Origin of the sequence: Streptomyces hundungensis, assembly GCF_003627815.1 — a bacterium.
Lineage (GTDB): Bacteria > Actinomycetota > Actinomycetes > Streptomycetales > Streptomycetaceae > Streptomyces > Streptomyces hundungensis_A.
In genome coordinates, this window is sequence record NZ_CP032698.1 from 6,885,735 (window position 1) to 6,908,218 (window position 22,484).

Here is a 22,484-nt window from a genome sequence, read left to right on the forward strand (position 1 = left end):
GGGCGGCGGGCGCGGGTGTGGGTGCGGGCCGCGCGTGCGGGCGCCGGCGGTGGGTCAGGACCTGGCCCGCTGGGTGACCGCGATGCACACCAGGACGCCGGCCGCCGCGAGCGGGGCGGCGGGCGACAGGTGCTCGCCGAGCAGGAGCACCGACCAGACGAGGGTGAGCAGCGGCTGGGCGAGCTGGAGCTGGCTGGCCTTGGTCACCCCTACCGCGGCGAGCCCCCGGTACCAGACGTACAGGCCGAAACAGTTGGACCCGACCGCCAGCCACAGCAGACCGGCCAGGCCGTGCGCGGTGAGCCGCCACGGCTCGTACGCGAGCGCCACCGCGGACCCTGCGAGGGCGAACGGCAGACACAGCACCAGCGCCCAGCCGACCACCTGCCAGCCCGGCATGACCGCGGCGAGCCGGCCCCCCTCCACATAGGCGGCGGCGCAGACCAGCAGCGCGGCGAAGAGGTACACGTCCCCGGCGGACAGCGCCCCGCCGCTCTGCTGCACCGTGAACACGGCGACCACTACGGCCCCGGCGAGCGCGGCCGTCCAGAACGCCCGCGAGGGCCTGCGCCCGGTGCGCACCGCGCCAAGCGCGGCCGTGGCCAGCGGAAGGAGCCCGATCACCACGGCGGCGTGCGAGGTCGTCGAGGTCTCCAGGGCGAGCGTGGTGAGCAGCGGGAACCCGATGAGCGAGCCGCCCGCCACCACCGCGAGGCCGCCCCAGTGCGCCCGGTCGGGGACCGGAACCCGCTGCCCGAGCAGCAGCGCACTCGCGATCAGCGCGGACAGCGCGATGCGCAGCGACACCAGGGACCAGGGGCCGAAGCTCTCCAGACCCCAGGCGGTGCCGGGGAAGGTCAGGGAGAAGGAGATCACGCCGAGTGCGGCGAGCAGCCCCCCGCGCGGCAGAACGGAACCGATCCGGCGCTCGGTGTCGACCGCTATCGTCATCGGGAGAGTAGCGCTATCGTGTGCTGTCATGCATGAGCGTAGCAGTGTGGCGGAGCTGGCAACATCCCTGCGGAACGAGCTGGACCGCTACTCGGTAGGTGGAAAGCTGCCGTCAAGTCGCGCCCTGGTGGAGCGCTATCGGGTCTCCCCGGTGACGGTCTCGCGCGCGCTCGCCCAGCTCGTCGCCGAAGGCCTCGTGGTCACCCGGCCCGGCGCGGGCGCCTATCGCGCCGAGCCGCGCGACGCCACCCCGCGCACCGGCGACACCTCGTGGCAGGAGGTCGCGCTCAGCGCGGACGGCGCGACCGAGGCCGCTCCGCGCGCCGTCGACGCCACCGGGGTCCTCGCCACGCTCGCGGTCCCGCCGACCGGCGTCATCGACCTCAGCGGCGGCTATCTCGACCCCGGCCTCCAGCCCGAACGCGCCATGGCCGCGGCCCTCGGCCGGGCAGGCCGGCGCCCCGGCGTCTGGAGCCGCCCGCCCGTCGAGGGGCTCACCGATCTGCGCTCCTGGTTCGCCCGCGAGATCGGGGGCGGGGTCACCGCCGCGGACGTCCTGGTCACCGCGGGCGGCCAGGCCGCGCTGACCACCACCCTGCGCGCGCTCGCCGCGCCCGGCGCGCCCGTCCTCGTCGAATCGCCCACCTACCCCGGCCTGCTGGCCATCGCCCGCGCCAGCGGCCTGCGCCCCGTCCCCGTTCCGGTGGACGGTGACGGCCTGCGCCCCGAACTCCTCGCCCGGGCCTTCGCCGCCACCGGCGCCCGCGTCCTCGTCTGCCAACCCCTGTTCCAGAACCCGACCGGGGCCCTGCTCGCCCCGGACCGGGGCCGCGAAGTGGTCCGCATCGCGCACGCGTGCGGCGCGTTCGTCGTCGAGGACGACTTCGCCCGCCGGCTCGCCCACGAGGACGCGGGCCCGCTGCCCGCGCCGCTCGCCGCCGACGACCCGGACGGCGTCGTCGTCCATGTCTCCTCCCTCACCAAGGCGACCTCACCGAGCCTGCGCGTCGGCGCGCTCGCCGCCCGCGGGCCCGTACTGGAACGGCTGCGCGCCATCCAGGTCGTCGACTCGTTCTTCGTGCCGCGCCCCCTTCAGGAGACCGCCCTCGAACTCGTCGGCTCCCCGGCCTGGAGCCGTCATCTGCGCGCCGTGTCCGCCGAGTTGACCGCGCGCCGCGAGGCCCTCGCCGCCGCCGTCCTGCACCACCTCCCCGAACTCGCCCTGCCGCACGTTCCCTCCGGCGGCTACCACCTCTGGCTCCGGCTGCCCGACGGCCTCCCCGAGAGCGCCATGCTCTCCGCGGCGCTGCGCGCGGGCGTCGCCGTCGCCCCCGGCCGCCCCTACTTCAGCGCCGAACCCACCGCCGGCCACCTCCGCCTCAGCTTCGCGGGTGTGACGGGCCGCGTGGAGATCTCCGAGGCCGTCCGCAGACTGCGCACCGCCCTGGACGGCGTGCTCGCCCGGCCGCTGGACCAATGACCCGGGGCGTTCTGGCGCCCGTCCTTTCACGTGGCCCCCGCCACTGACAATCGCCCCACCGCCTGGCAGGCTCCCGTCATGAGTGAAGTGATCTTCGGCGACTACACGATCTCCAGCGACCCCCAACGCCTCGACGCGGCCCGGGTCCACCACTGGCTCTCCACGGACGCGTACTGGGCGCTCGGCCGCAGCCGCGAGAAGCAGGACGCCGCCATCGCCGCGTCCCTCAACTTCGGTGCGTACGAGGGGAGTTCGGGGGAGCAGGTCGCCTATGCGCGGATCGTCACCGATTACGCCACCTTCGGCTGGCTGTGCGACGTGTACGTCGATCGCGGCGCGCGCGGCAAGGGCCTCGGTACGGCGCTGGTGACCGCCGTGCGCGACCACCTGGAACCGGTCGGCCTGCGCAGGATCCTGCTGGCCACCGCGGATGCCCACGGGGTCTACGAGAAGATCGGCTTCCGGGCGCTGGAGTCCACGGACAAGTGGATGGCGCTCGGCGTGCAGTAGACCGCCGCGGGTCGGCCGGCTGGGGGGGGCGCTGGAAAAACATCGGCGCGCGTGCGCGTTCCGTGTCGATCCGGCGGGGCCCCGTTCGTATAGATGGTGAGGGCCGCCCCGCCGGGGCCGCCACCGTCCGAGGAGATCGTGATGACGAACGCGGCGTACTACCTGCTCAGCGTGGTCCAGCCGGCCGGGGGTACCCCGCCCGACGCCGAGGGGATGGCACGGATCACCGAGAACCTCCAGGCCTACCACCAGGAACTGAAGGACGCCGGGGCCTGGGTCTTCGCCGGAGGCCTCGCGGCCCCCAGTACGGCCACGGTGCTGCGCGACAAGAACGGCGAGGTGCTGACCACCGACGGGCCGTACATCGAGAGCAAGGAGTACCTCGGCGGCCTGTGCATCGTGAAAGCGCCCGACCTGGACGCGGCCCTGGAGTGGGGCCGCAAGGCGCTGCGTGCGACGACCCTGCCGATCGAGGTCCGGCCCTTCTACGGCGAAGTCGACGAATGAGGCGACCGGAGTCCGGCGAGGCGGAGGGTGACGCCGCGATCGAACGGGTCTTCCGCGCCGAGTACGGCCGGGCGGTCGCCGTTCTGGTCCGCCTCCTCGGGGACATCGACCTCGCCGAGGAGGCGGTCCAGGAGGCGTTCGCGACGGCGGTCGCCCGATGGCCGAGGGACGGAACGCCGCCCAGCCCGGCCGGCTGGATCATCACCACCGCCCGCAACCGCGCCGTGGACCGGCTGCGCAGGGAGGCGACCCGCGCGGACCGGCAGGCCGAGGCGGTCCGCCGGGAACGGCTGGAAGCCACCGCGGAACCCGTGGAGGAGGGCCCCGTGCGCGACGACCGGCTCCGACTGATCTTCACCTGCTGCCACCCCTCGCTCGCCCCCACGGCCCAACTCGCCCTGACGCTCCGCCTCCTGGGCGGCCTCAGCACCGCCGAGATCGCCCGCGCCTTCCTGGTGCCCGAGCCGACGATGGCCCAGCGTCTGGTGCGGGCCAAGGGCAAGATCCGCGACGCCCGCATCCCGTACCGCGTCCCGCGCGAGGCCGACCTCCCCGACCGCCTCCGTGCGGTCCTGGGCGTGATCTACCTGATCTTCAACGAGGGGTACGCGGCGAGCTCGGGCGAGCACCTCGTACGGGAGGACCTCTGCGCGGAGGCGGTGCGGCTGGGCCGGCTGCTCGTCGAGTTGATGCCGGACGAACCGGAGGCGCTCGGTCTGCTCGCCCTCATGCTGCTCACCGAGTCCCGCCGGGCCGCCCGGTCCACCCCCGACGGGGAACTCATCCTCCTCGCCGACCAGGACCGCGCCCGCTGGGATCCCGAACTGATCGCCCGAGGACAGGAGTTGGTCCGCCACTGCCTGCGCCGCGACCGACCGGGCCCGTATCAGATCCTCGCCGCGATCAACGCCGTGCACAGCGACGCGCGAACGCCACAGGAGACGGACTGGCGCCAGATCCGGCTGTTGTACGACCAGTTGCTCGCCCTCACGCCCACGCCGGTCGTGGCGCTCAACCGGGCCGTCGCGGTCGCCGAGACCGAGGGGCCGGGCCGGGCCCTCGCCCTCGTCGACGCGCTCGATCTCGACGCGTACCACCTCTTCCACGCCACCCGTGCGGACCTGCTGCGCCGCCTCGGCCGCGGCCAGGAAGCCGCCCTGGCCTACGCCCAGGCGCTCGACCGCACCACCAACGTGGCCGAACGCGCCTTCCTGGAGCGGAGATTGGCGGAAGTGGGCGGTCGGCCGGAGGTCTGAAGGCACCGGCCGACAGGTGGGACCGAGCGGGGTGTCCCGGCGGCCGGGGCGGCCGATGGGTCAGGCCGAGGCCCTGACCGTCGGGGCCGACCGGACCGGCTCGCGCACCACGTGGCGCCGCCGGGCCGGCATCCCCAGCAGCGGATGGGCGACGGCCCAGGCAGCGCCCTTGCAGACCAGCTCCTTGTAGAGGGCGGCGAAGCGCCCGGTCAGGGCCGCCCCCACTGCGCGGTCGTCCGCGGTGACGTACTGGATGAGGCCCTCTCTGCGACCCAGCGAGACGCACTGGTTGACGTAGCGCAGCGGCACGTCGGGGAGGTTTCCGCCGGTCAGGCGGGCCGCGATCGCGTCGGCGGCCTGCCAGGCCATGGGTGTGCCCGAGGCACACGACATCCGCAGCGGCTTGTCGCCCGGGCCCATCGCCTCGGCCGCGTCGCCGATGGCGTACACGTTCGGGTGCGAGAACGAGCGCATCGTCGCGTCCACCGCGATCCGGCCGGTTTCGGTGACCTCCAGGGCGGTGGCCCGGGCGAGGGGATGCACGGCGAAGCCGGTGGTCCACACCGTGACCGCGGCCTCGATGGAAGTGCCGTCCGCGAGGACGACGCGATGGTCCCGGACGCCGGTGACCTCGGCGTGCTCGTGGACGCTGATGCCGAGCCGGTCGAAAACGTGCCGCAGGTGACGACGGCCCCTGGGCGAGAACCAGTCACCGAGGGCGCCGCGTGCGGCGAGCGCGACCTGGAGGTCCGGGCGGGCCTCGGCGATCTCGGTCGCGGCCTCCAGACCGGTGAGGCCGCCGCCGACCACGACCACCGACCGTCCCGCGTCGAGCCGGGCCAGCCGCTCGCGCAGCCGCAGCGCCCCGGCGCGCGAGGCGATCTCGTGGGCGTGCTCGGCGCTGCCGGGAACGCCCTGGTCGCTCCAGCCGCTGCCGAGTGCGTACACGAGGGTGTCGTACTCCAGCTCGCGCTCCTCGCCGGGCGCGCCGCTCGCGTCCACCACCGTGACGGTCCCGCGCTCGACATCGACGCCGGTGACCCTCGCGATCCTCGGCTCGACGCCGGTGCCCGCGAACATGAGGCTCAGAGGCCGGGGGCTGAGGCCCTGGCCGACCGCGAGCTGGTGCAACCGCACCCGCTCGACGAAATCGGGCTCGGCGTTGACGAGCGTGATGGCCACGTCTTCGCGGTACAGCCGCCTGGCGAGCCGCCCGGCGGCGGTGGCTCCGGCATAGCCGGCTCCGAGGACGATGATGCGGTGCTGCATGTCCCTGCTCCTGTCTCGCGCGGTTTCGCCCCTTGAACCGGGCAGCCCGCCTGTTCCTGACAGGAAGACGATGTGAAGCACCTCACACCATCGCCGGAGTACGGATCAGAAGGCGCGGAACAGGGGCTCGCCATGCTCGGTGGCCGCCCAGCTCCTGGTCGCACGTTCGAGCTTGTCGGGATTGACCTGGTTGCGGAACGCGACGATGCCCTCGGCGCCCACATCCAGGCACATGACGCCGACGACCCGGCCCTCCACGACCGCCACGACGGCGGGGCCGCCGTTGGCGGTGGTGGCGTGGATCTCGGCCGTGCCGCCGACCAGGGCGCGCTTGGCCTTGCCGGGTTTGAACAGGCCCCGCATGAACGTCGCCACCGCGAGCGCGCCCTCGAAGGCCTTGGCACGCGCCGGGACCTTCCCGCCCCCGTCGCCGATCGCTACGGCGTCGGCGGTGAGCAGCCGCACCAGCGGCTCGGTCCTCCCACTGGTGGCCGCGGCCAGGAACTCCTCGACGATCCGGCGTGCCGCTGCCGCGTCGACCTCGGCGCGGGGCTTGCCCTCGGCGACGTGCTTCTTGGCCCGGTGGAAGATCTGCTGACTGGCGGTCTCGGTGAGGTCGAGGACCTCCGCGATCTCCCGGTGCGGGTAACCGAAGGCCTCCCGCAGGACGTACACCGCCCGCTCGTTGGGGGACAGGCGCTCCAGAAGGGCGAGGACCGCGTACGAGACCGAATCGCGCTGCTCGACGGTGTCGGCGGGCCCGAGCATCGGGTCCCCCGCGAGCAGCGGCTCCGGCAGCCACTGGCCCACATAGGTCTCGCGCCGCGCGCGGGCCGACGTGAGCTGGTTGAGGCACAGATGGGTGAGCACCTTGGTGAGCCAGGCCTCGGGGACCTCGATCTGCTCGACGGCGGAGGCCTGCCAGCGCAGGAACGTCTCCTGCACGGCGTCCTCGGCCTCGCTCGCGGAGCCCAGAAGCCGGTAGGCGATCGCTTCGAGCCGGGGCCTGGCGGCCTCGAACCGGTCCACGTCCCTCATGGTCAGAGCCATGCCCGGATCCTAGCTCCGCCGGCCCGGTGACCGCCCAGAGCCGTCAGCCGAATCGGCCGTCGCGCACCCCCTCCCGGAAGGCCGCCCACTCCGGCCCGGCGAAGCGCAGGTCGCCGTGCCCGGGGTCCTTGGAGTCCCGCACGGCGACGGCCCCGCCGCCGAGGTCGGCCACCTCCAGGCAGCTGGCGCCGCCTTCGCTGTAAGTGCTGCTGCGCCACAAGGCCTTCGAGAGCTCCCGCTCGTACAGATCCCGCTCGCGCATGATGGTCTCCTTCCGTCCCTTTCCACCGTGCGCCCCACCCGAGCCCGGCGCACATCCGGCCGCGGGCGGGGGAGCCCGGGCGACAACGGGGAACCCGGGTGGTGAAGGCGACCAACTCTTTGCATAAAACTGCATAGCTGCGTATAGTCATGCCATCACCGAGGAGGATTCGATGGCGGCGGTACGGGCGGCAGTGGCAGGGGCCAGTGGGTATGCGGGCGGAGAGCTGCTGCGTCTGCTGCTCGGGCACCCCGGGGTCGAGATCGGGGCGCTGACCGCGAACTCCAACGCCGGGCAGCTGCTCGGCTCGCTCCAGCCGCATCTCGTGCCGCTCGCCGGGCGCACCCTGGAGCCCACCACGGCCGAGGTCCTCGCCGGGCACGACGTCGTCTTCCTCGCGCTGCCGCACGGACAGTCCGCGGCGGTCGCCGAACGGCTCGGCGACGATGTCCTCGTCGTCGACATGGGAGCCGACTTCCGGCTCCGCGACGCGGCGGACTGGGAGAAGTTCTACGGCTCGGCGCACGCCGGCTCCTGGCCCTACGGGCTGCCCGAACTGCCGGGCGCACGCGCCGCGTTGGGGTCGACCAGGCGGATCGCGGTGCCCGGTTGCTACCCGACGGCCGTCTCCCTCGCGCTCTTCCCGGCGTACCAGAGCAGGCTCGTGGAGCCCGACGCCGTCATCGTCGCCGCCACCGGCACCTCCGGCGCGGGCAAGGCGCTCAAGCCGCACCTGCTCGGCAGCGAGGTCATGGGCTCCATGTCCCCGTACGGGGTCGGCGGCGGGCACCGGCACACCCCCGAGATGATCCAGAACCTGAGCGCCGTGGCCGGCCGGGACGTCACCGTGTCCTTCACGCCCACCCTCGCGCCCATGTCCCGCGGCATCCTCGCTACCTGTTCCGCGAAGGCCGGGGACGGCGTGAGCGCCGAGAGCGTACGGGCCGCGTACGAGAAGGCCTTCGCGGACGAGCCGTTCGTGCACCTGCTCCCCGAGGGGCAGTGGCCCGCGACCGCCTCCGTATACGGGTCCAACGCCGTTCAGGTGCAGGTCGCCCTCGACGAAAGCGCGGGCCGCGTCATCGCGGTCAGCGCCATCGACAACCTCACCAAGGGCACCGCCGGCGGCGCGGTGCAGAGCATGAACATCGCCCTGGGGTTCGAAGAGACCCTGGGCCTGACCACGATCGGAGTTGCGCCGTGAGCGTGACGGCAGCGCAAGGGTTCACGGCGGCGGGCATCGCCGCCGGGATCAAGGAGAACGGCAACCCGGACCTGGCCCTCGTGGTCAACACCGGGCCCCGCCGCGCCGCCGCAGGCGTCTTCACCTCCAACCGCGTCAAGGCCGCCCCCGTCCTCTGGTCGGAGCAGGTGCTCAAGGGCGGCGAGGTGAGCGCCGTCGTCCTCAACTCCGGTGGTGCCAACGCCTGTACGGGACCCAAGGGTTTCCAGGACACCCACGCCACCGCGGAGAAGGCGGCCGAGGTGCTCGAAGGCCACAGCGCGGGCGAGATCGCCGTCGCGTCCACCGGTCTCATCGGCGTACTGCTGCCCATGGACAAGCTCCTGCCGGGCATCGAGCGGGCCGCCGCCGAACTCTCCCCGCACGGCGGCGAGAAGGCCGCCATCGCGATCAAGACCACTGACAGCGTCCACAAGACCGCCGTGGTCACCCAGGGCGGCTGGACGGTCGGCGGCATGGCCAAGGGGGCCGGCATGCTCGCCCCCGGGCTCGCCACCATGCTCGTCGTGCTCACCACCGACGCCGACCTGGACGCCGCCACCCTGGACAAGGCGCTGCGCGACGCCACGCGCCAGACCTTCGACCGGGTCGACTCCGACGGCTGCATGTCCACCAATGACACCGTGCTGCTGCTCGCCTCGGGAGCCTCTCAACTGGCCCCGTCGTACGCCGAGTTCGCCGAGGCCGTACGGACCGTCTGCGACGATCTGGCGCGCCAGCTCATCGGGGACGCCGAGGGCGCCTCCAAGGACATCCGCATCGAGGTGATCAACGCCGCGAGCGAGGACGACGCCGTGGAGGTCGGGCGGTCCATCGCCCGCAACAACCTCCTCAAGTGCGCCATCCACGGCGAGGACCCCAACTGGGGCCGGGTCCTCTCCGCCATCGGCACCACGAAGGCCGCCTTCGACCCGGACCGCCTCAACGTCGCCATCAACGACGTGTGGGTCTGCAAGAACGGCTCCTTCGGCGAGGACCGCGACCTGGTCGACATGCGCTACCGCGAGGTCAGGATCACCGCCGACCTCGCGGCCGGCGACTGCGAGCCCGTCGTCATCTGGGCCAATGACCTCACCGCCGACTACGTCCACGAGAACAGCGCGTACAGCTCATGAGCACTCGCAAACACACCGCCCTGCCCAAGGCGCAGATCCTCATCGAGGCGCTGCCCTGGCTGACCCGCCACCACGGCAAGACCGTCGTCATCAAGTTCGGCGGCAACGCCATGGTCGACGAGGAGCTGAAGGCCGCGTTCGCCCAGGATGTGGTGTTCCTGCGCCAGTCCGGCCTCAAGCCCGTCGTCGTGCACGGCGGTGGACCGCAGATCAGCGCGCAGCTCGACAAACACGGCCTGGTCAGCGAGTTCAAGGCGGGCCTCAGGGTCACCACCCCCGAGGCCATGGACGTGGTGCGCATGGTGCTCGCCGGGCAGGTGCAGCGCGAGCTCGTCGGGCTGCTCAACCAGCACGGGCCGCTCGCCGTCGGCATGACCGGCGAGGACGCCCACACCATCACCGCCACCCAGCACCGCCCGGAGATCGACGGCGAACTGGTCGACATCGGCCGGGTCGGTCAGATCACCGCGATCGACCCGGGCGCCATCAAGGCGCTCCTGGACGACGGCCGGATCCCGGTCATCTCCTCGATCGCCCGTTCCCAGGACGACGGACATGTCTACAACGTCAATGCTGATACGGCGGCTGCGGCACTTGCGGCTGCGCTGGGCGCCGAGACCCTGATGGTCCTGACCGACGTCGAGGGCCTCTACGAGGACTGGCCCAACAGCGACGAAGTGATCAGCAAACTGACCGCCACGCAGCTGGAGAAGCTGCTGCCCGAGCTCTCCAGCGGCATGGTCCCCAAGATGGAGGGCTGCCTGTTCGCGGTGCGCAACGGGGTCAACACCGCGCGCGTGATCGACGGGCGGGTCCAGCACTCGATCCTGCTGGAGATCTTCACCGACGAGGGCATCGGCACGATGGTCGTGCCGGACGGCAGAGGCGTGACGGACGGACAAGGGGGAGTGCGGTGACCAACCAGGAACTCGCACAGCGTTGGCAGCAGGTCATGACGGACAACTACGGCACGCCGAAGCTCTCGCTGGTGCGGGGCGCCGGGGCGACGGTGTGGGACGCGGACGGCACCGCGTACGCCGACTTCGTGGGCGGCATCGCCGTCAACGCGCTCGGTCACGCCCATCCGGCCGTCGTGGCCGCGGTGTCCGAGCAGATCGCCTCGCTCGGCCATGTCTCGAACCTGTTCGTGGCGGAGCCGCCGGTGGCGCTCGCCGAGCGTCTCCTGACGCTCTTCGGCCGGCCCGGCCGCGTGTACTTCTGCAATTCCGGTGCCGAGGCCAACGAGGCCGTCTTCAAGCTCGGCCGGCTGACCGGGCGCACCCACATGGTCGCCACCCACGGCGGCTTCCACGGCCGCACGATGGGCGCGCTCTCGCTGACCGGGCAGGAGGGCAAGCGCACGCCGTTCGTGCCGCTGCCCGGCGACGTCACCCACGTTCCCTTCGGAGACGTGGAGGCGCTGCGGGCGGCCGTCACCGAGGAGACCGCCTTCGTCGTCATCGAGCCGATCCAGGGCGAGATCGGCGTGGTCGTCCCGCCGGCCGGCTACCTCAAGGCCGCCCGGGAGATCACCCGCGCCACCGGGACCCTGCTCGTCCTGGACGAGGTGCAGACCGGTATCGGGCGGACCGGTGCCTGGTTCGAGTACCAGCGGCACGAGGGCGTCGACCCGGACGTCGTGACCCTGGCCAAGGGCCTCGGCGGCGGCCTCCCGCTCGGCGCGACGGTCGCCTTCGGCGCCGCGGCCGAACTGTTCCGGCCCGGAATGCACGGCACCACCTTCGGCGGGAACCCGGTCGCCTGCGCCGCCGGACTCGCCGTCCTGGACACGCTGTCGGCCGACGGAGCCCTCGACCGGGTGAAGCGGACCGGGGAGCGGCTGCGCGGCGGAATCGAGGCGCTGGGGCACCCATTGGTCTCCCATGTCCGTGGTGCGGGGCTGCTGCTGGGTATCGTGCTCAACGAGCCCCTCGCACCTCGGGTGCAGCAGGCGGCTCAGGATGCCGGCTTCCTGGTCAACGCACCCGCCCCCGATGTCATTCGGCTCATGCCGCCGCTCATCATCGGTGACGCGGAGGTGGACGCGTTCCTCCAGGCGCTGCCCGGTGTTCTCGACGCAGCAGGCGGGGACGGACGATCCGGAGAATGAGACGACGATGACCGACGAGGCGCAGGACTTCGAGCCGGGCGGCCCCGCCGTACCGCAGACCCGCACCGCCCGCCACCGCCGGATCGTGGACATCCTCAACCGGCAACCGGTGCGGTCCCAGAGCCAGCTCGCCAAGCTCCTCGCGGACGACGGGCTGAGCGTCACCCAGGCGACGCTCTCCCGCGACCTCGACGAACTGGGCGCGGTCAAGATCCGCAACACCGGCGGCGAGCTGATCTACGCGGTGCCCAGCGAGGGCGGCTTCCGCACCCCGAAGGCGCCGCTCGGCGAGTCGGCGAAGGAGGAGCGGATGCGCAGGCTCTCCGCGGAACTCCTCATCTCCGCCGAGGCGTCCGCCAACCTCGTGGTCCTGCGCACCCCGCCGGGCGCCGCCCAGTTCCTCGCCTCGGCCATCGACCAGGCCGAACTGCACGACATCCTCGGCACCATCGCGGGCGACGACACCCTGATGCTGATCAGCCGCGACCCCTCCGGCGGCCAGGCGCTGGCCGACCATCTGCTGCGGCTGGCCCAGAACGACCACCGCTGAGCCGGGTTGGGGGCCGGCGCCCCCAACTCCCGCTCGCCCAGGGCGCATTCAGTACCGGGTGATCGCGGTCGGTCCGCTCTCCGTCCCGATCGCGATGTGCGGGAACCGTGCGGGGTCGGCCCAGGCCAGCACCCGCTCCATCGCCTCGGCGGGCACCGACACGCAACCGGCCGTCGCGCCCTTCCCGTTGACGTGCAGGAAGATCCCGGCGCCCCGACCGCGCACCGGCCGCCGGTAGTTGAAGGCGATGACCAGCGCCCGGGCGTACTGGGTGGCGTACGCCGCCAGATGCTCGGACTCGCTCGCCCGGCAGTCCCGGGGCAGCCCCTCCACCCAGCGGTTGTAGGCGTGCGAGTCGTTGTCCTGACACCACCAGGACCGGTCCGTCGCGCGCCGGTAGGGATAGCGGGTGCCGGGCGGCGCGGCCACCACTCCGAAGGCGTACGGCAGTGCGTAGAGACCGGTCGGCGTGGTGTCGGTGCCCTGGACCCGCTTCGCGCCCTCCACCAGGCCTTTGGCGCCGAACCTGGCGGGCGCCGACCCCGCCGCCACCCAGTGCCGGCCGCGCCGGTCCCACCAGGTGAGTCGGCCCTCGGTGGCCGCGAGGGTCGGCGCCTCGGCGGTCAGGAGCTGGCTGCCGAGGCCGGTACGGGCCATCCGCTCGGGCAGTGGCGCGGTGGGCGCGGGCCCGGCGAGCGGGACCAGCAGGGAGGCGAGGAGCAGGGCGGTGAGGCGCATGTCCGGACCGTATGCGCCGCCTCCCCGTCCAGCCGTGGGGACCGGCCGGAGTTGCTCCGTACGCGCGATGCCCGCCGGTCGGCGCGGGTCGGGCGACGCGTTGACAAAACATACGGAGGACTGCATAGTTATGCCCAACATCGAGAGGGTCGCCCGCGCGACCTCAGGTGGGCGCGAGTCGTTGAACGTCCGCCTCCCCGTTCCTCCGCGGCGGGGCGGCGGCACATCCACTTCTGAGGAGCTTGAGCTGTGAGCAGCAACAACGGTGACGTCCGGCTCTGGGGCGCCCGGTTCGCCGACGGTCCCGCCGAGGCGCTGGCGAAGCTGTCCGCGTCGGTCCACTTCGACTGGCGGCTCGCCCCCTACGACATCGCCGGCTCCCGCGCCCACGCCCGGGCGCTCCACACGGCGGGCCTGCTCACCGCCGACGAACTCCAGCGCATGATCGCGGGCCTCGACCAGCTGGAGAGCGACGTCGCCGACGGCTCGTTCGTCGGCACCGTCGCCGACGAGGACTGTCACACCGCCCTGGAGCGCGGCCTCCTGGAGCGCCTCGGCGCCGACCTCGGCGGCAAGCTCCGGGCCGGCCGGTCCCGCAACGACCAGGTCGCCACGCTCTTCCGGATGTATCTGCGCGACCACGCCCGCACCATCGCCGGCCTGCTCGCCGAGCTCCAGGACGCCCTGGTCGGCCTCGCCGAGGCGCATCCGGACGTCGCCATGCCGGGCCGTACGCACCTCCAGCACGCCCAGCCGGTCCTCTTCGCCCACCACGTGCTCGCCCATGTGCAGGCGCTGTCCCGGGACGCCGAGCGGCTGCGTCAGTGGGACGAGCGCACCGCGGTCTCGCCCTACGGCTCCGGGGCGCTCGCGGGGTCCTCACTCGGGCTCGACCCGGAGGCGGTCGCGGCCGACCTCGGCTTCGAGCACGGCTCGGTCGGCAACTCCATCGACGGCACGGCCTCGCGGGACTTCGTCGCCGAGTTCGCCTTCATCACGGCGATGATCGGGGTGAACCTCTCGCGGATCGCCGAGGAGGTCATCATCTGGAACACGAAGGAGTTCTCCTTCGTGACCCTGCACGACGCCTTCTCCACCGGGTCCTCGATCATGCCGCAGAAGAAGAACCCGGACATCGCGGAGCTGGCGCGGGGCAAGTCGGGTCGTCTCATCGGCAACCTCACCGGCCTGATGGCGACCCTGAAGGCGCTGCCGCTGGCGTACAACCGGGACCTCCAGGAGGACAAGGAGCCGGTCTTCGACTCCTGCGACCAGCTGGAGCTGCTGCTTCCCGCCTTCACCGGGATGATGGCCACGCTCACCGTCCACCGGGAGCGCATGGAGGAGCTCGCCCCGGCCGGCTTCTCGCTCGCCACCGACATCGCCGAGTGGCTGGTCAAGCAGGGCGTGCCGTTCCGGGTCGCGCACGAGGTCGCGGGCGGTTGTGTCAAGGAGTGCGAGGCGCACGGCATCGAGCTCGACGAGCTCACCGACGAACAGTTCGCGAAGATCTCGGAACACCTGACCCCCGAGGTCCGTACGGTCCTCAACGTCCAGGGCGCGCTCGCCTCCCGTGACGGCCGCGGCGGCACGGCGCCCTCCGCGGTGGCGGCCCAACTGGCCGAGGTCAAGGCGGACTTGACGGTGCAGCACGCCTGGGCGAACGCCAAGAAGTAGCCCCGGTCGGCGGGCGGTCCCTCCAGCCCCGATGAGACGTCACTGTCTCATCGGGGCTAGAGTTGTCTCATGACCGTGGATCGAGACCAGGTACTCCGCACCGCCGCAGCCCTCCTCACCCGCAAGGCCACCGCCACCATGGACGAGGTGGCCCGCGCGGCCGGAATCGGCCGTGCCACCCTCCACCGCCACTTCGCCGGGCGCGAGGCCCTGGTCAGAGCGCTCGAAGAACTCGGCATCCGCGAGCTGGAGGCCGCCCTGGACACGGCCAGGCTCGACGAGGACGGCGCACCCGACGCACTGCGCCGCCTGGTCGCCGCGGTCGAGCCCGTCGCGGGCCTGCTCGCCTTCCTGGTCACCGAGAACCAGCTCTTCGAGGGCGAGCAGATGAACCAGGGCTGGGCCCGCATCGACGCCCGGGTCTCCGCGCTGTTCCGGCGCGGCCAGGAGCAGGGCGCGTTCCGCATCGACCTCACCCCCGCCTGGCTCACCGAGGCCCTGTACGGGCTGATCGGGTCCGGCGCCTGGGCCGTCCAGGACGGCCGGGTCGCCGCCAAGGACTTCCAGTACATGATCGCCGAGTTGCTGCTCGGCGGCGTACGGCGGAGCGTGGAGAAGTGACCGCAACCGAACAGCGGGCGCCCCAGGCCGTCGGCCCGATGGGCCGCTGGCTCGCGCTCGCGGTGCTCGTACTCGCCGTGCTGCTCGTCGCCGTCGACGCCACCGTGCTCGGCCTCGCCACGCCCTTCCTCAGCGAGGACCTCAAGCCGTCCGGCACCCAGCTGCTGTGGATCGGCGACGTCTACTCCTTCGTCATCGCCGGACTGCTGGTCTCCATGGGCAGCCTCGGCGACCGCATCGGCCGCAAGAAGCTGCTGCTCATGGGCGCCGTCGCGTTCGGCGCGGTGTCCGTGCTCAACGCCTACGCCTCAAGCCCCGAGATGATGATCCTGGCCCGGGCGCTGCTCGGCGTCGCGGGCGCGACCCTGATGCCGTCCACGCTCGCCCTGATCCGCAACATCTTCCACGACCCCCGCGAACGCAGCCTCGCCGTCGGCATCTGGGGCGCGGCCGCCTCGGCGGGCGCCGCCGTCGGCCCGGTGGTCGGCGGGTTCCTCCTGGAGAACTTCTGGTGGGGCTCGGTCTTCCTCATCAACCTGCCCGTGATGGCGGTCCTGGTGCTGGTCGGCATCAAACTGCTCCCCGAGTCGCGCGACCCGGACCCCGGGCCCTGGGACCTCATCAGCGTCGGTCTCTCCCTGGTCGGCGTGGTCGCCGTGGTGTACGCCGTCAAGGAGGCCGCGGTCAGCGGGTTCCGCTGGGACATCCTGGCGGCGGGCGTGCTCGGCGTGGCCGCGCTGGTCTGGTTCGTACGCCGTCAGCGCACGCTCGCCTCGCCCCTCCTGGACATCCGCCTCTTCCACCACCGGGGCTTCTCCGGGGCCGTACTGGCCGACCTGCTGACCATCCTCGGCCTGTCCGGGCTCGTCTTCTTCCTCTCCCAGTTCCTCCAACTGGTCCAGGGCCGCTCCCCGTTGGAGGCCGGGCTCATCGAACTGCCCGCCGCGGTCGGTGCGGTGGGGGCCGGACTCGCGGCGGGCACCATCGCGCGGCGGGCCTCGGTACGCAGCGCCGTCGCCGGCGGACTCGCGGCAGTGGGACTCTCCCTCGCCGCCTGCGTGGTGCTCGGCGCGGACACGCGGGTCATCTCGCTCGGCATCGCCCTGTTCGTGGGCGGGCTCGGCGCGGGCCTGGCCTTCACGGTGACGGCGGACGTCATCCTCTCCAGCGTGCCGAAGGAGCAGGCGGGGGCGGCGTCGGCGGTCTCCGAGACCGCGTACGAACTGGGCGCGGCGCTCGGGATCGCGCTGCTCGGCTCGGTGGTGACCGGCATCTACCGGGGCTTCGAGGCCCCGGCCGGCGTCCCCGCGGACGTCGCGGCGGAGGCGCACGATTCGCTGGGCGGGGCGGTGGAGGCGGCCGCGAAGCTTCCGGCGGACCAGGCGCACGCGATGCTCGTGGCGGCTCGGGCCACCTTCACGGATGGGTTCCAGACGGCGGCGGCGGTCGGGTCGGTCGTCCTCTTCGCCACGGCGCTGGCGGCGTGGTTCCTCCTCCGCGGCCAGCGCCTGGCGGAATCCCCCTCCGACTGACCTCCCGGCCGGGCTGCCCGCGTTTCAACCCTGCGGCTTGGGCGTCAACGCCCTTTGGTGCGCGGGGGCCCGGGCGTCAATGCCCTTTGGTGCGCGATGGCTTCGGCGTCAACGGCCTTTGCGGATGCGGGGGTCTGGCCGTCAATGCCCTTAACGGGTGCGGGGCCTGGGTGTCAACGCCCTTAACGGGTGCGGGGGCTTGGGCGGTGACGCCCTTTGGGGCGCGATGGCCTCGGCGTCAATGCCCTTTGGGGGCGCGGGGAACTGCGCGGCCAGCCCGCCACGGTCCGCAGACGACAACGCATTGGGCTGCGCCCTGGGAGGCTGATGGTTCGGGTGCGGGTCCGCGGGGGCCGTTCGCGCAGTTCCCCGCGCCCCTAACCCCGTTTCATCCGCGGGCCGTGCGTGGCTGGTCGCGCAGTTCCCCGCGCCCCTGAACCCGCTTTCGTCCGCGGGTCGTGTGTGGCTGGTCGCGCAGTTCCCCGCGCCCCTGGCAGGGCTGGGGGAGCAAGTCCCCGGGGCGTGCTGGGGGTTGGGGTGTGCCCCGCAGGGTTTACGCCGCCTTGGCCTTCGTGGCGTACATGTCTACGTACTCCTGCCCGGACAGCCGCATGACCTCCGCCATCACCGAATCCGTGACGGCCCGCAGCACATAGCGGTCCCGGTCCATGCCCTCGTAGCGCGAGAACTCCATCGGCTCCCCGAACCGCACCGTCACCTTGCCGGGCCGCGGCATCCCCGCACCGCCCGGCTGCAACTTGTCCGTGCCGATCATCGCGAACGGCACGACCGGCGCACCCGTCATCAGGGTGAGGCGGGCGACGCCCGTGCGGCCGCGGTAGAGGCGGCCGTCGGGGGAGCGGGTGCCCTCCGGGTAGATGCCGAACATCTGGCCGTTCTCCAGGACGCGGCGGCCGGTCATCAGCGCCGCCACACCACCGTTGGCGCCGTCCCGGTCGACCGGGATCATCCCGACCCCGGTGAAGAACCACGCCATGAGGCGACCCTTGAGACCCTTGCCGGTGACGTACTCGTCCTTGCCGATGAAGGAGACCTGCCGGTCGCACACGATGGGCAGCACGATCGAGTCGATGAACGTCACGTGGTTGCCGGCGAGGATCACTGGACCGGTGCCCGGAATGTTCTCGGCGCCTTCCACCTGTGGGCGGAACATCAGGCGCATGATCGGTCCGAGCACTGCCTTGATGAGCGCGAAGCGGGACAACGGGCCCTCCGGGGTCGTCTGGGGTCTGGGTGGGTGGGATGTGTGCAGGTGAGGACGATACTCGCGGGTCACCTCTGATCGCACATCGGGTTCACGAAGTGGATACGCGCTGTTGACATGTGTTCGCGCCGACTTCCGCCCGCGTTGGCCTCCGGGTACCCCCAAAGCATCCCTTTCTTCAGCTCCCTTTGCCTACGCTCGACTCCTCGCCCTGGCAGGTGCGGGACAAAGCGTGACCGGCGTGCGGGAACGCGCGCGGGACCTGATGACTGAGGAGTGTTCATGACTGAGGGTGAGCGGATGAGCCCCGGACGGCGCAGCGTGCTGGGGGCGGCGGGCGCCGCCGTGTTCGCCACCGCGGCCACCGGGTTCGCGGGCGCACCGGCTTCGGCCGCCGAGCGCCACGGCCGGGAGCCCGGCTACCGCGACCTTCCCGTCCCGTACGTCATCGGGCACCGGGGGACCGCCGGTTACCGCCCGGAGCACACCTTCGGCTCCTACCAGCACGCCCTCGACCTGGGGGCGCACGTCATCGAGCAGGACGTGGTGCCCACCAAGGACGGGCATCTGGTGTGCCGCCACGAGAACGACATCACGGCCACGACCGATGTCGCGGACCACCCCGAGTTCGCCTCCCGGAAGACCACCAAGAGCATCGACGGGGTCTCCCTCACGGGCTGGTTCACCGAGGACTTCACCCTCGCCGAGCTCAAGACGCTGCGCGCCAAGGAGCGCATCCCGGCCAACCGCCAGCGCAACACGCTCTACGACGGCCGCTGGGACGTCCCCACCTTCGAAGAGGTGCTGCGCTGGGCGCAGGAGCAGGGCCGGCGCCTGGGCCGCCGGATATGGCTGCACACCGAGACCAAGCACCCCACCTATTTCCGTGGCATCGGGCTGCCCCTGGAGGACCGGCTCGCCTCGCTGCTGCGCCGCTACGGACGCCACCGCGCCGACTCCCCGCAGTTCCTCCAGTCCTTCGAGCCCAGCAGCATCCAGCGCCTGGCGAAGCTGGTCGACACTCCCTCGGTGGTGCTGCTTTCCAACGCGGGCACCAAGCCCTGGGACTTCGTGGTCAGCGGCGACCCCCGTACCGTCGACGACCTGGTCAAGCCCGCCGGCCTGAGGTGGATCGCCTCGTACGCCCAGGGCATCGGCCCCACCCTCGACCTGATCATCCCCAAGGACGCGGCGGGCAGGCTGACCCGGCCGACCACCCTCGTCCGCGACGCGCACGCGCACGGGCTGATCCTGCACCCCTACACGATGCGCAACGAGAACACCTTCCTGCCCGCCGACTTCCGCCGCGGCACCGACCCCAACGCCTACGGCGACGCCTTCGGCGCCTTCAGGACGTACTTCGCCACCGGTATCGACGCGGTGTTCTCCGACAACGCGGACACCGCGCTGCTCGCCGCGGCCGACTTCCGCGCGCGCTGACCGCGGGGCGCCCTGCGTCCCCGTACGAGTGAGAAGTGCCCGTCGCGGAAACCGGTCGGCGCGACGGGCGCGTCCCGCCCGGCATGGATCTCGTCACAGAGCTCAGCCCGCTCCTCGCCGCCGAGGCCGCCGCGGAGGCGGCCGGCACCGGGGTCGACGCCGCCGACCTCGAACAGGCCGTCTGGCTCAGGCTGTTGGAACAGCGACCCTCCGGCGCGACGGTCCCGGCGCGCTGGGTGCGCACCGCCGTACGGGCCGAGGCACGCCGGGCCCGCCGGGTGCGCCGCCGGGAGAGCCCCTACGGCAGCGCGCCCGCCGCCGACCCGGCGCCGGGGCCCGAACTCTCCGCCCTCACCGCCGAGCGGCGCCGCACCCTGCGCGCCGCGGTCGGCCGCACCCCGGGCAACTGCCCCCGGCTGCTGACCGCGCTGCTCTCGCCCGAGGACCCCACCTACCGGGAAATCGCAGGGGAGTTGGATATCTCACAGGGCAGCCTGGGGCCGATGCGTTCCCGTTGCCTGGGATGCCTGCGCAGAATGCTGGCGGCGGAGGTTGCCGCTCCTGAACACGGGGGAAAGGAGCGGTAGACAATCGGGGACCAGTTGAGCGAGAGGCATGCACACATGGGCATGAGCGTGACCATCTCTGCGGCCGGCGCACAGGATGCCGAGCAGATACTGAAGCTGCAATTCCTGTGCTATCAGCGCGAGGCCGAGCTCTACGGCGACTACTCGATCCAGCCCCTGACCCAGACCCTGGAAGAGCTGCGGGCCGAACTCTCCACCGGATACGCCCTGGTGGCCCGGCTCGGCGACGAGATCGTGGCCTCGGTACGGGGTCGCGTGGACGCGTCCGGCACCGGCCGCATCGACAAGCTGATCGTGCACCCCCGGATGCAGGGGCACGGCCTGGGCGGCCGGCTCCTCAACGCCATCGAGGCCCACTGCGCGGCCGAACTCGACGCCAAGCGGTTCCGGCTGTTCAGCGGCCATCGCAGCGAGTCGAACCTGCGCCTCTGCCGCAGACACGGATACGCGACCGTGGCCACCGAGGCCGTGAGCGCGCGGCTCTCGCTGATCACCCTCGAAAAGGACGCGGCGGCCGCGGAGTTCGCGGCCAGCGCGTGAGCGTCAGCGCTTGGCGCGCCTGAGCCACAGCATGCCGAGGACCGGCAGGACCACCGGGATGAAGAGATAGCCCATGCCGTAGTCCGACCAGACCGTCGCGTCGGGGAAGGCGGAGGCGTCCGCCAGGGTCCAGGTGCCGACGACCAGGACGAAGAGGAGCTCCGCCGCGCAGCACACCAGCGCCGCCCGGCGGGCCTTCTCGCCACCGCGCACCAGCGAGTACGTGATGAACCCGTAGACGCAGGCCGCGATCGCGGACAGCACGTACGCCAGCGGGGCCTTGCCGAAGTCCATGATCATCTGGACGATCGAGCGGGACGCCGCGGCCACGGTGAACACCCCGTAGAACCAGACGAGTACCCGGCCGGGCCCGGAGCCGAGCTGATCGGCGGGCGTGGTGTCAGTGGCGGACTCGGTCACGGTCAGCCTCCCCAGATGTCGTAGAGACGCACTTCGAGCACGGCGAGCACCACGGCGCCCGCGGACACGGTCACCGAGCCCCACTTGGTCCGCTCGGAGAGCGAGAGGAAGCCCGCCGCCGGGACGGCCGCGAACGCTCCTGCCAGATAGGCGACGAAGATCGCGACGCCCTGTTCGGGCCGCTCGCCGCGGCCGAGCTGAACGAGCCCGACGACCAGCTGGGCCAGCGCGAGGACGGCGACCACGGCCATGCCGATGAAGTGCCAGTCCTTGGTGGCCTGGTCCCGGTAGGCGGCCAGTCCGCACCAGGCGGCGAGGGCGAGCGCGGCGGTGGTGACCGCGATCGTCAGGGCATCGAGCATGGGGTCGAGGGTATTACGGGCCGAAAGGCCCGATGCGCTCACCCCCACCCCCGCCCGTAGGCTCGGGAAGCATGAAGATCCACGCCGAAGCCCTCCTGTTCGACAACGACGGAACGCTCGTCTCGTCCCTCGACTCCGTCACCCGCTGCTGGACGCGGTGGGCGAAGGAGTACGGGATCACCGCCGAGGACTTCGCCCGCGTGGAGCTGCACGGCCGCCCCGCCGCCGAGATAGTCGCCGACCTGCTGCCCGCCGACGCCGTACCGGCCGCGCTCGCCCGGATCGAGCAGCTGGAGGTGGAGGACGTCACCGGGGGAGTGGTGGCGCTGCCCGGCACCCTCGAACTGCTCGCCTCGATCCCCGCGGACCGCTGGGCGGTGGTCACCTCCGCCACCCGCAGGCTCGGCGAGGCCCGGCTCGGCGAGGCCGGCATCCGCTCCAAGCACCTGGTCTCGGCCGACGACATCACCCGGGGCAAGCCCGACCCCGAGCCCTTCCTGCTCGCGGCCGCCCGACTCGGCGCGGATCCGGCCCGCTGCGTGGTGTTCGAGGACGCACCGGCGGGGCTCGCGGCCGGCCGGGCCGCGGGCATGACCACCGTGGCCTTGACCACAACGCACCGGGCCGACGAGCTCGTCGCCGACGTGGTGGTGAAGGACCTGTCGGCCGTCTCCGCGCTGGTCACGGCCGGGGGAGTGGAGATCACCACGGCGGAGTGAGACCGTCCACAGGGCGGTCCAGGGATGTCCGGTATTCGGACATCCCTGATTGCTTCCTGACCGGTTCTGCTTTACTTGCGCCATGACCACGACGAGCAGCCGCACCCTTGCGACCGAGGCGATCACGACGCCCGGTGCTCGTTGTCTGTGTCGAATGTGCGCCTTCTGAGGGCCCCCGCCTGAGCCTCGCGCCCCGAAGCGAGACCACGTCGGCCGCGCCCGTCTCCGTACCACGAGCTACGGATCGGCCTGCCCCGCGCACCGTGCCCCCGGTATCCACCGATGAGGCCGAGCCGCGTCCCGAACACGTTTGCCCCGTG

General features: G+C 72.2%; 24 protein-coding genes. 16 read left to right on the plus strand and 8 right to left on the minus strand.

Annotated features, from left to right (window positions below; translation table 11 throughout):
• Nucleotides 1-54: 54 nt before the first annotated feature.
• Nucleotides 55-981 (minus strand): DMT family transporter, encoded by a 927-nt coding sequence (locus DWB77_RS30540; RefSeq protein ID WP_120725060.1) that lies wholly within the window; start codon nucleotides 979-981, stop codon nucleotides 55-57.
• Between DWB77_RS30540 and DWB77_RS30545 the strand changes: the two genes are divergently transcribed.
• From DWB77_RS30545 to DWB77_RS30560, 4 genes are all read left to right on the plus strand, one after another.
• Nucleotides 980-2,431, plus strand: a complete 1,452-nt coding sequence (locus DWB77_RS30545) for a PLP-dependent aminotransferase family protein (protein ID WP_120725062.1) — start codon at nucleotides 980-982, stop codon at nucleotides 2,429-2,431. The genes DWB77_RS30540 and DWB77_RS30545 overlap by 2 nt on opposite strands.
• A 78-nt stretch (nucleotides 2,432-2,509) precedes the next feature.
• Complete coding sequence (locus tag DWB77_RS30550; RefSeq protein WP_120728441.1) at nucleotides 2,510-2,941, plus strand: GNAT family N-acetyltransferase; 432 nt, start codon at nucleotides 2,510-2,512, stop codon at nucleotides 2,939-2,941.
• Nucleotides 2,942-3,082: 141 nt separating this feature from the next.
• Nucleotides 3,083-3,448: a YciI family protein gene (locus tag DWB77_RS30555; RefSeq protein ID WP_120725064.1), complete on the plus strand. Its 366-nt coding sequence runs from the start codon at nucleotides 3,083-3,085 to the stop codon at nucleotides 3,446-3,448.
• The gene (locus DWB77_RS30560; protein WP_120725066.1) at nucleotides 3,445-4,704 is read left to right on the plus strand and encodes an RNA polymerase sigma factor; all 1,260 of its coding nucleotides are present in this window, start codon (nucleotides 3,445-3,447) and stop codon (nucleotides 4,702-4,704) included. The genes DWB77_RS30555 and DWB77_RS30560 overlap by 4 nt, the downstream gene beginning before the upstream one ends.
• A 60-nt stretch (nucleotides 4,705-4,764) precedes the next feature.
• Here the strand turns inward: DWB77_RS30560 and DWB77_RS30565 are convergent, their stop codons facing one another.
• The 3 genes from DWB77_RS30565 to DWB77_RS30575 form a co-directional block, all read right to left on the minus strand.
• On the minus strand, nucleotides 4,765-5,973 hold the full coding sequence (locus DWB77_RS30565; protein WP_120725068.1) for an NAD(P)/FAD-dependent oxidoreductase: 1,209 nt from the start codon (nucleotides 5,971-5,973) through the stop codon (nucleotides 4,765-4,767).
• Between the two features lie 105 nt (nucleotides 5,974-6,078).
• Entirely contained in the window at nucleotides 6,079-7,023 is a 945-nt protein-coding gene (gene sigJ / locus DWB77_RS30570; protein WP_120725070.1) for an RNA polymerase sigma factor SigJ, read from the minus strand.
• Nucleotides 7,024-7,066: 43 nt separating this feature from the next.
• Complete coding sequence (locus tag DWB77_RS30575) at nucleotides 7,067-7,285, minus strand: DUF397 domain-containing protein (RefSeq protein ID WP_120725072.1); 219 nt, start codon at nucleotides 7,283-7,285, stop codon at nucleotides 7,067-7,069.
• A gap of 172 nt (nucleotides 7,286-7,457) precedes the next feature.
• Between DWB77_RS30575 and argC the strand changes: the two genes are divergently transcribed.
• Genes argC through DWB77_RS30600 form a run of 5 tightly spaced genes read left to right on the plus strand, consistent with a single transcriptional unit; the run spans nucleotide 7,458 to nucleotide 12,303 of the window.
• Nucleotides 7,458-8,489, plus strand: coding sequence for an N-acetyl-gamma-glutamyl-phosphate reductase (gene argC, locus DWB77_RS30580; protein ID WP_120725074.1), 1,032 nt, complete (start codon nucleotides 7,458-7,460; stop codon nucleotides 8,487-8,489).
• A complete protein-coding gene (gene argJ / locus DWB77_RS30585) occupies nucleotides 8,486-9,643 on the plus strand; it encodes a bifunctional glutamate N-acetyltransferase/amino-acid acetyltransferase ArgJ (protein WP_120725075.1) in 1,158 nt (385 codons plus the stop codon). The genes argC and argJ overlap by 4 nt, the downstream gene beginning before the upstream one ends.
• The gene (gene argB, locus DWB77_RS30590) at nucleotides 9,640-10,560 is read left to right on the plus strand and encodes an acetylglutamate kinase (protein WP_120725077.1); all 921 of its coding nucleotides are present in this window, start codon (nucleotides 9,640-9,642) and stop codon (nucleotides 10,558-10,560) included. The genes argJ and argB overlap by 4 nt, the downstream gene beginning before the upstream one ends.
• Nucleotides 10,557-11,753: an acetylornithine transaminase gene (locus DWB77_RS30595; protein ID WP_120725079.1), complete on the plus strand. Its 1,197-nt coding sequence runs from the start codon at nucleotides 10,557-10,559 to the stop codon at nucleotides 11,751-11,753. Before argB ends, DWB77_RS30595 begins: the two co-directional genes overlap by 4 nt.
• A gap of 7 nt (nucleotides 11,754-11,760) precedes the next feature.
• Nucleotides 11,761-12,303: an arginine repressor gene (locus tag DWB77_RS30600; protein WP_053723584.1), complete on the plus strand. Its 543-nt coding sequence runs from the start codon at nucleotides 11,761-11,763 to the stop codon at nucleotides 12,301-12,303.
• A gap of 48 nt (nucleotides 12,304-12,351) precedes the next feature.
• Here the strand turns inward: DWB77_RS30600 and DWB77_RS30605 are convergent, their stop codons facing one another.
• Nucleotides 12,352-13,041, minus strand: a complete 690-nt coding sequence (locus DWB77_RS30605; protein ID WP_120725081.1) for a L,D-transpeptidase family protein — start codon at nucleotides 13,039-13,041, stop codon at nucleotides 12,352-12,354.
• A gap of 249 nt (nucleotides 13,042-13,290) precedes the next feature.
• Here DWB77_RS30605 and argH point away from each other — a divergent pair, with 249 nt between their 5' ends.
• From argH to DWB77_RS30620, 3 genes are all read left to right on the plus strand, one after another.
• Nucleotides 13,291-14,718 carry an argininosuccinate lyase gene (argH, locus tag DWB77_RS30610; protein ID WP_120725083.1) on the plus strand — a complete coding sequence of 476 codons (1,428 nt, stop codon included), beginning with the start codon at nucleotides 13,291-13,293 and terminating at the stop codon, nucleotides 14,716-14,718.
• A gap of 69 nt (nucleotides 14,719-14,787) precedes the next feature.
• Nucleotides 14,788-15,339 carry a TetR/AcrR family transcriptional regulator gene (locus DWB77_RS30615; protein ID WP_120725085.1) on the plus strand — a complete coding sequence of 184 codons (552 nt, stop codon included), beginning with the start codon at nucleotides 14,788-14,790 and terminating at the stop codon, nucleotides 15,337-15,339.
• Nucleotides 15,340-15,377: 38 nt separating this feature from the next.
• A complete protein-coding gene (locus tag DWB77_RS30620; protein WP_120728443.1) occupies nucleotides 15,378-16,871 on the plus strand; it encodes an MFS transporter in 1,494 nt (497 codons plus the stop codon).
• A 553-nt stretch (nucleotides 16,872-17,424) separates the two neighbouring features.
• Here DWB77_RS30620 and DWB77_RS30625 read toward each other — a convergent pair.
• Nucleotides 17,425-18,045 carry a lysophospholipid acyltransferase family protein gene (locus DWB77_RS30625; protein WP_246033685.1) on the minus strand — a complete coding sequence of 207 codons (621 nt, stop codon included), beginning with the start codon at nucleotides 18,043-18,045 and terminating at the stop codon, nucleotides 17,425-17,427.
• A gap of 333 nt (nucleotides 18,046-18,378) precedes the next feature.
• On the opposite strand from DWB77_RS30625, the gene DWB77_RS30630 reads away from it, so the two are divergent.
• The 3 genes from DWB77_RS30630 (at nucleotide 18,379) to DWB77_RS30640 (ending at nucleotide 20,663) form a co-directional block, all read left to right on the plus strand.
• Complete coding sequence (locus DWB77_RS30630) at nucleotides 18,379-19,536, plus strand: glycerophosphodiester phosphodiesterase (protein ID WP_120725089.1); 1,158 nt, start codon at nucleotides 18,379-18,381, stop codon at nucleotides 19,534-19,536.
• Between the two features lie 83 nt (nucleotides 19,537-19,619).
• Nucleotides 19,620-20,123, plus strand: coding sequence for a sigma factor (locus DWB77_RS30635; RefSeq protein WP_120725091.1), 504 nt, complete (start codon nucleotides 19,620-19,622; stop codon nucleotides 20,121-20,123).
• A gap of 36 nt (nucleotides 20,124-20,159) precedes the next feature.
• A complete protein-coding gene (locus tag DWB77_RS30640) occupies nucleotides 20,160-20,663 on the plus strand; it encodes a GNAT family N-acetyltransferase (RefSeq protein WP_120725093.1) in 504 nt (167 codons plus the stop codon).
• A gap of 3 nt (nucleotides 20,664-20,666) precedes the next feature.
• On the opposite strand, the gene DWB77_RS30645 is transcribed toward DWB77_RS30640, so the two are convergent.
• On the minus strand, nucleotides 20,667-21,083 hold the full coding sequence (locus DWB77_RS30645) for a hypothetical protein (protein WP_246033686.1): 417 nt from the start codon (nucleotides 21,081-21,083) through the stop codon (nucleotides 20,667-20,669).
• 2 nt (nucleotides 21,084-21,085) lie between these two features.
• A complete protein-coding gene (locus DWB77_RS30650; protein ID WP_120725095.1) occupies nucleotides 21,086-21,445 on the minus strand; it encodes a hypothetical protein in 360 nt (119 codons plus the stop codon).
• A gap of 71 nt (nucleotides 21,446-21,516) precedes the next feature.
• On the opposite strand from DWB77_RS30650, the gene DWB77_RS30655 reads away from it, so the two are divergent.
• Nucleotides 21,517-22,164: an HAD-IA family hydrolase gene (locus tag DWB77_RS30655; RefSeq protein ID WP_120725097.1), complete on the plus strand. Its 648-nt coding sequence runs from the start codon at nucleotides 21,517-21,519 to the stop codon at nucleotides 22,162-22,164.
• The last annotated feature ends 320 nt before the right edge of the window (nucleotides 22,165-22,484 follow it).